Consider the following 12,344-nt stretch of genomic DNA (forward strand, 5'->3'; position numbering starts at 1 on the left):
GTTTTGATTTAGAATATGTCAAAACTCTACACGCTCTAGTTCAAGACTTAGTCTTGGACTCATTTTTTAAAACAGTTTACAAACTGTCACAAAACATAGTCCGAGACTAAGTCTCGAACTAGATAATAATTCACTTTGTGCCTTTGTGCCTAAATGCCTTTGTCCCTTAACTTAAAACTCCTCTTTCTTACTCGCCAACATTTCCCAATGTACTTTTATCCAAACTAGTAACATGGGTAATACCATTAGAGCATATTTTCTTAAAAATTCATTTCTAATATATTTGGGCATCAAGTCAGTAGGTCCAAAACTTGTCACCAGCAAAGCAAAAATAAACAACGCTTTGTCAGTCGTGGTTTTGGCACTTTGCATATACCAAATCACTGCGCCCACAAACCCAATCAGCAAGGTAGATGCCTCGGTGCCTGTACTTGCCAATACAACCAACATCAACGTTGAGCATAAAAGTAATAATTGATAACGGGTATTGAAAAACAAGTTGATCCGTATATATGACAGCGCAAAAACCAAAACCGCTGGCAGGATATACCATAAATTTGAAATACTAGCATCTTGCGCCAATCTTCGCACCATACCCATCACCGAAAGATCTTGATAAGGATTCGTCAAAACCTCATTGATATCATTCTTTTTCACCAATACTTCAAACCATTCTTGGTAAGTCTGAAGAATATAAGTTGGCGAACTAAACGCCATTGGCAATACAAACAACAACGCTATCCAAAACAAGCCAGAAGCAATAAGTTTGAGTTTATTTTTGGAGAAAAAGAAAAATGCCAGCCCAACCACGCCATATAGCTTGGTCATAGTACCCAACACAATACAAAAAGCTGCCCAAAAGTCTTTTTCTTTCTTGATAAAAGTATAGGCCAAAATAATCAAGGCGGTCACAATACCATGATACTGCACATTGATAAGGCTGGTAATACAACTATTCAGACAAAGCCATGACATAATAGCTTTGGTTTTTTCGTCGAAAGAAGGTAATTCATAAATAGCAAAAAGTAGTGCTACTGCATTCGCAACATTCCACAAAATTACTCCTGCTAAAGTAGGCAATAGAGCCAATGGCGCTATCATAACCGCAAAAGGTGGTCCGTACAAAAACAAATCTACATATTCGTCAGGATGATAAGCGTACAAGTGCTCCTGATGAATCAAGTGCCAGAAGCTCGTTCTGAAAATAATGAAGTTGTTGATATGCGCATGCGGATTATCGCCTGTAAAGTATTGCTTCATGGCCATTGCTACTGCCACGGCAATCCAAATCAACAAGATGTTGCGCTTATTGAGCAAAAAGTCAAATTTCATAAAAATTACTATCTATGTATCTAGCGGTTGGAAAGAGAATTTCGTTAGGTCACCTTTAAAAATTATGATAGCCTTCGTCAAAAAACATAATTTTCATTAGACACTCCTTACTTTTCTTGTCTTGACACAAGAAAAGTAACAAAAGAAAGTCAAGAAATCCTAAACTCGCCTTCGGCTCAAACAGTAGGATTTCAAAAATAGAAACTTATCTAACTATAATATTCTTATTATAAACAACTTACCAAATTTAAATATACACTAATCTTGACGTCCTATCAAGATTTAATAATTATCAGTAACACCATCCCATAGTGAATGTTAGTAATGGTGAGTTTGTAAATTCATAACCTTCTTTTGTAGTATCCACAAAGACTATTTCTCTTGTGTAAGAAAGGGAAGTCTAATAAAAAAAGTAAGATATTACGGAAGGATAGAATGCTTTCTACTTATACAATATTAAATAATTTCTATAACCATTCTGTATGGATAGGATTACTACCGATTATTACAGCATTTTATTTTGTATTACTTTTCAGCTTCAACTCCTCTACATATTCCTTCATGGTGATGAAGGTTACTCCTTTAGCTTTTAGCCAAGTAATATAGTCATCCAAACGCTGTAAAAGTACTCTGTCTGAATGCTTACGTACATACGCAGGAATGGTGGTATAAGCCGAAAGGTCGGTAAACTCCCAAGGGTGGAAATACAAATTAATAATCCCGTAGCGATTGAGAGCGCTATTCGAAAACATTTTGTAAACACTAAAAGGTAAGTTTTTAAAACTCAACCAAAACATCGGAAAGCGCAAATTTGGGGTAACCGTTGCAGGAATTTGCCATAGTCTATCCTGCACAAAAGGGAGCTTCGGTTTGTCTAAATGGTTGTAACGTCCTGGCAAAAAAGTAGGATTCAATGAAGCATTATACACATAGCCAGCATCTGCGATATCCTGATTTTCGACAGGCATCATTCTAGCCATTCGGAATCCTTCAACAGACTGTCCTGTGATTTGAGAAAGTAACTTTTTGGAAGCGGGTAAATCAACTTTAGCATCAAAACTACTGTGATACATTCCATGCGAAGCAATCTCGTGTTTTTCGGCCAAAGTTTTCAATAACTCAGGTTGAGAAAGTGCATATTGTCCTGTACAAAAAATAGTACTTTTTACTTGATGTTTATCTAATAATGCTTTCAAAAGCAATGTCCCACGAGTCGAAACCTCTATCTGTTCCTCCATCGTGATTTGTTGACCGTATTCCAAAGGCACATCAAACTCTTCTACGTCAAATGTTAAGATTGCTTTTAGCATAATAATAAAAAAAAATTAGTAGACTTCCGTATTAGTGCTGAATTATGAGTTATGAATTTTGAATATAAAGACCTAAAAACCAATAAGTTAATCATCTCATAATTACTCAGTAGCTGACGCAAAATACTTGTTGGAGAAAACTCCAACAAGGGCAGTGAAAAACAGCAAGTTAATCATCTCATAATTGCTCAGTAGCTGACGCAAATCGCTTGTTGGAGAAAACTCCAACAAGGGCAGTGAACTCATCACTCCAAACTCAAAACTCATCACTTCTATCTCTTATTTACTTCGACTAAAAATATTTTGAAAACTCAGTAGTTCTTGTTTAATCGTTTTCCAGCTCATTTGTGAAAAACTTATGCCATCGCGTACATGTACTTGTATTTTGGCCAGTCGTAAATCTTTACGACGTGATGCCAACACCACAAACTCCATATCAAATAAAAACGAGTTGATATGAGTTTTGAGAAACACTTCTTTCCCTTTTTGATTAAATCCTTTTAAGCCAGATTGGGTATCTTTTACGAACATCGATGGAAAAAAAACATGGTTCATCGTGCGTAAGGACAAAGAGAATACTTTTCTCAAAAACGGTAATTGACTATAATAATGGTCATCACGAACGCCCAAAACCACGTCATAATTTTCATCGTTCAATAACCTAAACATCTCCCACGCATTTTCCATACGATACGGATAATCGGCATCGGTATAAATAATCAAATCGCCTTGTGTTTTGGCGATAGCAGTACGCAAAGCAAATCCTTTTCCCCTATTCTGGGAATACGTAACATACTCGAAAGAAGGAATATTTTCTTGGAGATATTGCAAATGGGCTTCTGTTACTCCTCTGATAGAACCATCATCAACCAAATACAATTTAACCTCCACTTGTGAAGGGAGTTGCGAGACAAATATTTTATAATAATGTAAAAGCTCCTTTTCCCAACCTTCGTGGGGATTGTAGCACGGATGTACGACATCCAATTTAGTAGTTCGGTTCACTGTTTAAAGAGAGCAAAAAAATAAAGGCGCAAGTTATGATTTTTCTTTCTGATTCATTTCATAAAGCTTCATGTATTTAAAAAATGCGCCTTGTGCATTGCAATACGAAATCAGATAGCCTTCGTAGCCATACAAAAATCCTTTTTTGAGTAAATAGTAATTCCAAAAATGAAAGGTCTTCTTGAAATAGGCAATCACAGGATGCGTCCCTTTTTTGTGCTGATTTTGCACCGCAAAAAGAGTGGAATAATAGTTCATTTTTGCCAAAAGCTGATCAGCCGTTTCATAGGAATAGTGATGGATAACTCCTTCTATATCTACAACTTGCAAACCTTTGGTATTTAATCCTTCATGAACATCTTTGTCGTTGAACTGTGTACTGTTTTTATGAAAAAGTCGAGTTACTTTGTCATTGCCCCAACCAGCGCCATTGATGTATTTGCCATTGTAATATTGTTTTCGTAAAAAACGATACAAATGCTTAGGGTTGAGCGATAGATTTTGAATGTTTTGTATCAAAATCGGGTCTAATACCTCATCTGAATCGACCCACAGAATCCAATCATTTTTACAAAAGCTCACAGACAAATTGCGCATCTTACCAAAACCCAAAAATGGGTGCTCATGCACACATACATTGGGATATTGGCGAGCAATTGCCAAAGTCTGGTCGGTCGACCCATTATCGAGCACAATTACTTCATCGAATCCCTTCAAGGCATCCAAACACTGAGCCAACCGCGCTTCGCTATTTTTGGTAAGTATTGTTACGGAAATCATTTGAGTTGTGAGTTTTGAGTGTTGAGTGTTGAGTTCATTGAGTGAGGAATTAAAAACTCAGCACTCACAACTCAAAACTCAACACTTAATCTGGCTTCCCATTTCTGGATGGTTTTCTACGGTGATATAGCTTTCTATTTCTTGTTGTAAATCTTCTACGTGAGAAATAACGCCGACAATGCGGTTTTCTTTTCGTAAAGACTTTAAGGTTTCAAAAACTTCTGTTAGCGAATCTTTATCCAACGAACCAAAACCTTCATCCAAGAAAAAGAAATTATTGGTCGATTGTGTTTGCGCATGGATATTGTCTGCCAAGGCTAAGGCTAAGCACAGCGCTACTTGAAATTTTTGTCCCCCTGAAAGCGTTTTTACCGCTCTGGTTCTGCCCTCATTGAGCAAATCTCTCACACGAAAATCAAATTCTGAGGGGCGCGTCTCATATATTTCGAGTTGCAAAGCCTGTCGGGTCATTTTACTAAAACGCTCATTAGCTTGGTTACAAAGATTTTGCAGGTACATACCAGACACAAAGCCTACAAAACCTTGGCTTTTAAACAGTTTCGCCAGCGTATCTATGTCCGTACGACGAATCTCCAAAGCTTCTTTTTCCTTCAATAAATCTGCTTGAGTAGCCAAATCTTGTTCCAATTGCATTTGACGTCCTTTGAGTGCGCCAGCCTCCGCTTGCAAGGTATTGATTTCTTGTTGTAAAGAAGCGATATCCGCCAAAAGTTGCTGATGTATCTCAACATCATATCGCAAGCCTTTCGTTTCTTCTGATAGCGATTTATGATGCTGTTGGGTCGCTTGCCATTGCACTTTGAAAGTTTCAATGGCTTTTTGTTCTGCATCGATTGCCAAGTTCCAAGCCAAAATCTGCTCTACTTCCTGTTGCGACACATAGCCCATTTCGTTCATCGCCGATTGAAGTTGTTTTTCAAAATCCTGAATCACTTTTTGATGTTGTTCTAGATTTTGTTTCAACGCCACAATTTCACCTTCGAGACGATTATTTTTGTCTTGCAACAATTGAAGGTCTTTTTGTAATTGCTCCACATTTTTGACCAAATCCTGATATTGATTTTGTAGTCTTTGAATATGCTTGGCAATACTGTCGGCCGTTTCTTTTTCCAATGTCAACATATCTAGGCGCTGTATTTGCGCCTTAGTAGTATTTACCTCAGAATCTTTTGCCGAGATTTCAACTTCTATTTTTTGTAAAGTTGGCAAAAACTTCTCTTCCAAATCCTTTTGCCAAACTTGCAGTTGTTGTTCTTGAGCATTACGTTTTTCTTCAAAAGTATTTATTTCTTTTTGCTGTTGCTCGGCAAAGGCAAAGGCTTTTTGTACTGCTTCTTCATCATCTTTCGCAAACTCTGACCACACAAAAGCTTGGTCATGTTCCTGTATTTTGGTTTGAATATCCTTGTACAAATTACCCTGTTTGTTGCGTTCGGCATTCCACACCGCTATATTTTGTTCTATCGCATCCCATTGTGCATTGAGTTGCTCGATTCTTTGCAAGCGATTTTGCCAAGCTTTTTGGGCGTTTTTTTCTGCTTGTATTTTCTGAGAAAAATCCTCCGAAGAAGTCAACTTGGCTGGATGATGAATTGCGCCACACAGCGGACAAGGCTCATCATCGTGTAAGGCGTTGGCGTACGCCTGTAAAGCCTTCTGAGTTTCGAATTGCGCAATATGTTGCTGATGAAAATCTATTTTCTGCTGAAAATCCTGCTTGAGCTGCTCTACCAAAACACCTCGCTGATTGGATTCAGGCACTTGAGTAATTTGTCCTTGAAAAACCTCATCTTGTCCTATTGCCTTAAGTTGTTGTTCGAAGCCCTCCGTCTTTTGTTTAGCTTCTTTGCCTGCATCTATAATATGTTGCCTTTGTTGCAAAAGATTTCTTTTTTGTCCAAACCACGTAGCCACTTGCGAAAGTTTGTGCAAGTCAACCAATTGAGATTTGATTTTTTGTAGACCTTCCTCAATTTGTTGACGTTCCGTTTGTCCATTTTGAATTTTGCTACGCTGTTGTTCTACCGCTAATTTGCCTTTTTCCAAACGCTCTTGCAACTTCAACTTTTCGCTTGTGGCTTGTTTCCATTTCAAAGCCCAGCTCCATTCTTCCGCTTCTTTTAGCAGGTTTTCTTTTTGTTCAAAAGCAGGTTTTAGCTCATCGAGCTTCGCTTGTGACTGTTGTATTTGTTGTAAAAAAGTCTGTTGTTCAGCGGTTTTATGAGTAAATGCCAGAGAATCCTTTTGTTGTTCTGCCAAGCGTGCCTGCTGCTGCGCCAACAAAGGCTTGAGTTGCATCAATACCTTTTGGTAGACTTTCAGACGATTTTCTCTTGTTTCAAAATCTGGTATTTGCGCCTCTAATATCTGAAGTTGCTTTACGGTTTCTTCTAAACTCTTAAATAGTTTGGCTATCCAATCCAAGCTTTTTTCATCGGCTACTTTATCGTTGAGTGCTTGATTTTTAAGCCCTAACAACGTTTGTAATGCCAGAATTTGATCTTTGACTGCCTCTAACTGTTCGGGCGTACTTTGTCCTAATTGGGCAATTTTACCATTCAGATGTTCAAGCTGTTTTTCATTGGTCTCTTTTAATACCTTTACCTTAGCTGCCAAATCAAAACGCTCCAATTGAAATATCTCGTTCATCATCTGGGTACGTTTCGACAAAGGCAATTCGATAAACTCCTGAAAACGCCCCTGAGGAATGATAATCGTTCTTTTAAAGTTTTCGTAAGAAAGACCTATAATTTTTTCGGAAGCATTTTCAACTTCAATAGGCGCCCAATCGGATAATTCGGGCATCCATTGATACGTTTTTCTTTCAAAAGTTTTTACATCGTCAAACTTCTTGCTATTTCTACGCCCTTTTACCGTAAAACGATACAAGTGATTGTCTTTGCCCGCACGACACTCAAAATCAATGAGGAGTTCATCCGAGCGCAGGTTCATCATATTATAGTTTCGGTCGTCGCCCGACTTGTTCATCCTTTCGGTATCGCCATACAAAGCAAAGGTAATCGCCTCCAAGATAGAGGATTTACCAGAGCCAACTTTCCCAAAAATCCCGAAAATAGATGCTTCGGTCAACTTGGTAAAATCAACTACCTGCGTTTCGCGATATGAATACAAGCCCTTTATGGACAACTTAATAGGAATCATATAAGTGATGAATTTTGAGTGCTGCGTTAGGAGATTAAACTCTTTATTAACGTTTTTCCACTAGTTTAATCCACAAATCGGATGCAAATTAGTACTTCGTGGGTAATACCACAACAATTCAGGTTTGGGAAGACGTTCTATACAAATGAGTATAAAAGCCTCAATATCATTTTATACCTTTGAAAATGATAGACTACAAGTATGTTCTAATTTTACAAAACACTAAAAATGAAAAGCTTATACTTATAAGTGTCAATTTTTATGAAATCCTACTGTTTGAGCCGAAGGCGAGTTTAGGATTTCTTGACTTTCTTTTGTTACTTTTCTTGTGTTAAGACAAGAAAAGTAAGGTGTGGCGAAGGGAAATTTTGTTTCTTCTCAAAATGCAAAATAAAATTTTCAAGCATACTATCAGGTCATAATCACTCCACCCAATTTCAATTAAAAACAATATGAAAAAACAACTTTTGATTTTATGGTGTCTGCTTTGTTCGGGTACAATACTAGCGCAAAATCGTTACCCAATTATTCCTCAACCCCAAAAGATTATTCCTCAAAATGGGAGTTTCGAGCTAAACAAGCAGGTAGTTATTGTAGACAAAACCCACAATCCACAAACCTTGGTGGCGCTTCAACCACTGAAAGACAAATGCCGCTTGGCAGCAGGTTTGGCATTGCCTATCGTGAGCAAAGCCAAAGGAAAAAAGCCGATTGAGGTGATGTTGGACAACAAAATGACTCAGGCTGAAGGATACAAATTGAGTATTACACCACAGCGTATCCAACTCAAGGCAAAAACGCCTGCAGGGATTTTTTACGGAGTACAAAGTTTATTACAACTCCTACCAACGGATATAGAACAGAAAATCCGTGCGAACGATACCCAGTGGACAATTCCTTGCGGAACAATTGAAGATGAGCCACGTTTTGGTTACCGTGGAATTATGCTCGATGTATCTCGTCATTTTATGCCTGTTGATTTCTTGAAAAAGTATATTGATGAATTAGCAGCACTCAAAATCAACCGTTTTCATTGGCACTTAACCGACGGACAGGCTTTTAGATTTGAAAGTAAAAAATATCCACTTTTACACACAGCCAAGTCTCCACAATGGCCAACTAATGAAGGTTTTTACACGCAAGAACAAATGCGTGAATTGGTCAAATACGCTCAAGACCGTTTTATCACAATTATTCCTGAAGTAGATGTGCCAGGACACTCGCAAGCAGCCTTGGTTGCTTATCCACAGTATGCTTGTCAGGATAGTACGGGTAAACAGTTATTGTTTCAAGGAGAGTTTTGTCCAAAACCAGAATCAGCCCAATTTATTGCGGATATCTTAGACGAAGTAATTAGTATTTTCCCAAGTGAATACATTCATATCGGTGGTGACGAAGCAAGCAAAGTAGCTTGGCATAAATGTCCAGTTTGTCGTAAAACTACCCAAGATTTAGGCTTAAAGAATGTAGATGAATTACAAAGTAATTTTATCAAAACGCTTGAAAAACATCTGAATAGTCGCGGTCGTAAGATGATTGGTTGGGACGAAATCCTAGAAGGAGGATTAGCTCCAAATGCAACGGTTATGGCTTGGAGAAGCCTAGAAAGTGGCGGAGAAGCAGCCAAAATGAAGCATAACGCCATTATGTCGCCAACTTCGCATTGCTATTTGGATTATTATCAATCAGAAGATCCAAACGAACCTTTGGCTTTTGCAGGATTTATTAATCTTCCAAAAATTTATAGCTTTGAGCCTATTCCAGAAAACTTAACAGCAGAAGAAGCGAAGTATGTGTTAGGCCCACAAGCAAACCTTTGGACAGAGCAAGTACCCGTTGGAGGTCATGCCGAATATATGACTTTTCCGAGAGGAGTAGCCTTGGCGGAAGTAGGTTGGTCGAAAAAGGAAGATCGAAATTATGCTAACTTCCTTGATAGATTATCGAGCTATTTGACTCGTATGGATTATCGTTCGGTCAATTATGCGAAGCACTTTTTTGAAATCAAAACACAAACTTCAAGAGATGCTAACCAACGTATTAATTTGTCGTTGCTATGTGATAACAATGGAGCTCCTATCTATTACACCACCGACGGTAGCACGCCAATGCAGCAATCCAACTTGTACACGGGTCCTATTTTGATTTCGCAGACTACCAATATCAAAGCGGCCACCGTCATGAAAGGTAGAATGGTAGATGAAATTACTCGTACCATTAGTATCAACAAAGCTACAGGAGTACAAATGGAACTGACGACTCTTCCTAGTAAAAAATACTTTAGAGGCGGAATTGGGGCAATAACCAACGGTACTTTTGGCGGCAACGGTCGCTTCAATGACGAAGAATGGCTAGGCTGGAATGACCAAGATTTTGAAGGTGTGATTAAATGGAATCAGGCAACAGACTTTTCAAAAATTACACTTCGCTTTTTCCATAAACCTTCAAGCTGGGTTTGGATGCCTAAATCGGTAAGTGTTTTAGCATCAAATGATGGAGTAAATTATACCCCTTTGGCAACAGTCAACCCAAGTGTACCTGCACAAGAGGGCGTTTTGACTATACCAATGTCCTTGGGAAATCAACAATATAAATTTCTCAAAATCAAAGCTCAAGCCTACGGAACCATTCCTGCCAATATGACTGGTGCTGGAGATAAAGCATGGCTTTTTGTGGATGAGGTTGTAGTGGAGTAGTTTTTTTTGAGGGAACAGGCACAAAGGCACAGAGGGCCAAAGTGTTGATTAGGGGATAGGGGTTAGGCAAGGAGGCTTTAGTAATTAAACTTTACTTTTGTCTTTTTGCCTAAACCCTGTCCCCTTCCAATTCTCTACTTAGATTTAATCTCGCTTGTTCCTCGTATCTCTGAGTAAAGTAATCAGTCTTGTAAATCTGGTTCATTGCGAGAAAGTGTTTTAAGACCTTCTTTCTCCCAGGATTATACAATAAATCTGGATAAATCGCATATTCATTTCTCACCTGCTTCGCATATTGGTTGTACACTTCCCAATCTTTTCCAAGAATAGATAAATCAGCATCTGTAAAATAGTTAATATCTTGATTTTCAGAGACCACATGCGTTTTTGTTGCCAGAATCATCTCAACAACTTTTGTAACGATTTCTTCCGAAACCCCTACGCTTTTCATTCTTTTTTCGGCTAAAGCTGCACTTTTTTCTTCATTATTCGATTTTAAGGTGTCATATACGGCATCGTGGTAAAATAATGACCATAGGATTACCTCCCAATCATGAACTTGAGTCTTTACGGATACTAATTCATGATACAAATTTTCTAAGTGAGTCAAATTATGATAATGTCGTCTAGGCTGCGAATAGGCATCGCTAAGCTCTGTCCAATACGTCGCAATCTTCGCCATATCTTGAGTATAGCCTTGAAGCAATTCGGAAAAAAGGTGTTGTAGGTTCATATATTTGAGGGAACAGGCACAAAGGCACAGAGGGACAAAGTGTTATTAGGGGATAGGGTTTAGGCAAAGAGGGGTTAGTAATTAAACTTTACTGTTGATTCTTTACCTATCTAGTGTTATAGCTCTACTAAAAATATAAGTATCTTCAGGGAAACAACAAAGGCACAGATATACTTCGTGATTTACCCTCCTTCACTTTGTCCCTCTGTGCCTTTGTGCCTGTCCACTATTAAGCCAACGCTTGCTTACAAAACTCTAGACATTTTTTCACTTCTTCTACCGAATTTGAGCCTTTTGGAATTTGGTATTCTAATTCGATAGTTGCAGGGAAATTGTATTTGTTATCACGTATCAATTTGAGCGCATCAGCGATAGGCGTATCGCCTTGTCCCCATGGCAAATTGCCACGACCGTTGGCTTTTGTCTGACGATCTTTGATGTGCATACTCACAATTCGCTCATGATATTTTTTGACCATCTCCAAAGGCGTTGGGTTTCCTGCTGCCACAAAGTGTCCAAAATCAAGATTTAAAGCATTGGCAGGTGACTGCGCCAAAGCTGTATCCCAGAAAGTATAAGTTTGTTGCTCGTGACCATGGTAACCTACTTTGATACCAACTTTTTCAGCCATTTTACCCAATTTCAAGGTATGAGCATCATTACTTGGATGCTCCAAAGTAACCTGCGTAGCACCCAAAGCCTTTGCAGCACGCATACCATATTCAATTTCAGTATCGGTATTTTGCATACCAAAGGCATCAGGTTTGAAAGCATAAATAGAAACTCCTGCTTTTTTATAGGTCTTTCCTAATTCCTCAAACTTACTAATAGGAGCCGTCGCACGCCATTGCGCCATTTCAGCACGATAAGCTTTCATTTTAGTTTCAGCTTCGTCTAGTTGTTGCTGCTCCTCGGGAGTCAAGGTTTGTTTTTCATTGCGTTTACGCATCAATGGAAATACAGCACGGAAATCTACAGGATTTTTAGGTGCGCCAGCAAAGCTTTCGGCTGGACCGCCCATCAGTTCAATCGCACTAATACCACAATCACGGACATATTGTAAAGTTGCCTCCGCACTTTGGTCGGGCATTTCACGAAACGAATAGGTAATTACACCGATTTGTACGCCTTTAATCAAAGAGCTAGATTTTCCGAAATTATCAATAATGGCAGGCATCCCCCAGAGTTTTCCATTGGCCATGAGTGTACCTGTAAGCAAAGCAGCGCCAGCACCTAAAAACTGACGGCGAGAAGAATTGTAATCGTTCATTTTCAAATAGTTAAATTGGTTTATGTAAAAATTAA

8 protein-coding genes are annotated in these 12,344 nt (G+C 38.6%); 1 reads left to right on the forward strand and 7 read right to left on the reverse strand.

The features are described from left to right. Window positions 1–171: 171 nt before the first annotated feature. From QM524_RS15960 to QM524_RS15980, 5 genes are all read right to left on the reverse strand, one after another. Window positions 172–1,332, reverse strand: a complete 1,161-nt coding sequence (locus QM524_RS15960) for a glycosyltransferase family 87 protein (protein WP_283345331.1) — start codon at window positions 1,330–1,332, stop codon at window positions 172–174. Window positions 1,333–1,847: 515 nt separating this feature from the next. Further along, entirely contained in the window at window positions 1,848–2,642 is a 795-nt protein-coding gene (locus tag QM524_RS15965) for a polysaccharide deacetylase family protein (protein ID WP_283345332.1), read from the reverse strand. A gap of 279 nt (window positions 2,643–2,921) precedes the next feature. Beyond that, window positions 2,922–3,647 (reverse strand): glycosyltransferase family 2 protein, encoded by a 726-nt coding sequence (locus QM524_RS15970; protein ID WP_166577139.1) that lies wholly within the window; start codon window positions 3,645–3,647, stop codon window positions 2,922–2,924. A gap of 33 nt (window positions 3,648–3,680) precedes the next feature. Beyond that, window positions 3,681–4,427 (reverse strand): glycosyltransferase family 2 protein, encoded by a 747-nt coding sequence (locus QM524_RS15975; protein ID WP_283345333.1) that lies wholly within the window; start codon window positions 4,425–4,427, stop codon window positions 3,681–3,683. Window positions 4,428–4,505: 78 nt separating this feature from the next. Next, window positions 4,506–7,610: an AAA family ATPase gene (locus QM524_RS15980; RefSeq protein WP_283345334.1), complete on the reverse strand. Its 3,105-nt coding sequence runs from the start codon at window positions 7,608–7,610 to the stop codon at window positions 4,506–4,508. A gap of 452 nt (window positions 7,611–8,062) precedes the next feature. Between QM524_RS15980 and QM524_RS15985 the strand changes: the two genes are divergently transcribed. Beyond that, the gene (locus QM524_RS15985) at window positions 8,063–10,306 is read left to right on the forward strand and encodes a beta-N-acetylhexosaminidase (protein WP_283345335.1); all 2,244 of its coding nucleotides are present in this window, start codon (window positions 8,063–8,065) and stop codon (window positions 10,304–10,306) included. Between the two features lie 109 nt (window positions 10,307–10,415). Here QM524_RS15985 and QM524_RS15990 read toward each other — a convergent pair whose 3' ends face one another. Then, entirely contained in the window at window positions 10,416–11,039 is a 624-nt protein-coding gene (locus QM524_RS15990) for an HD domain-containing protein (RefSeq protein WP_283345336.1), read from the reverse strand. Window positions 11,040–11,268: 229 nt separating this feature from the next. After that, the gene (locus QM524_RS15995) at window positions 11,269–12,309 is read right to left on the reverse strand and encodes a sugar phosphate isomerase/epimerase family protein (protein WP_283345337.1); all 1,041 of its coding nucleotides are present in this window, start codon (window positions 12,307–12,309) and stop codon (window positions 11,269–11,271) included. Window positions 12,310–12,344: the final 35 nt, after the last annotated feature.

The organism is Flectobacillus roseus (assembly GCF_030056595.1).
GTDB classification, from domain to species: domain Bacteria; phylum Bacteroidota; class Bacteroidia; order Cytophagales; family Spirosomataceae; genus Flectobacillus; species Flectobacillus roseus.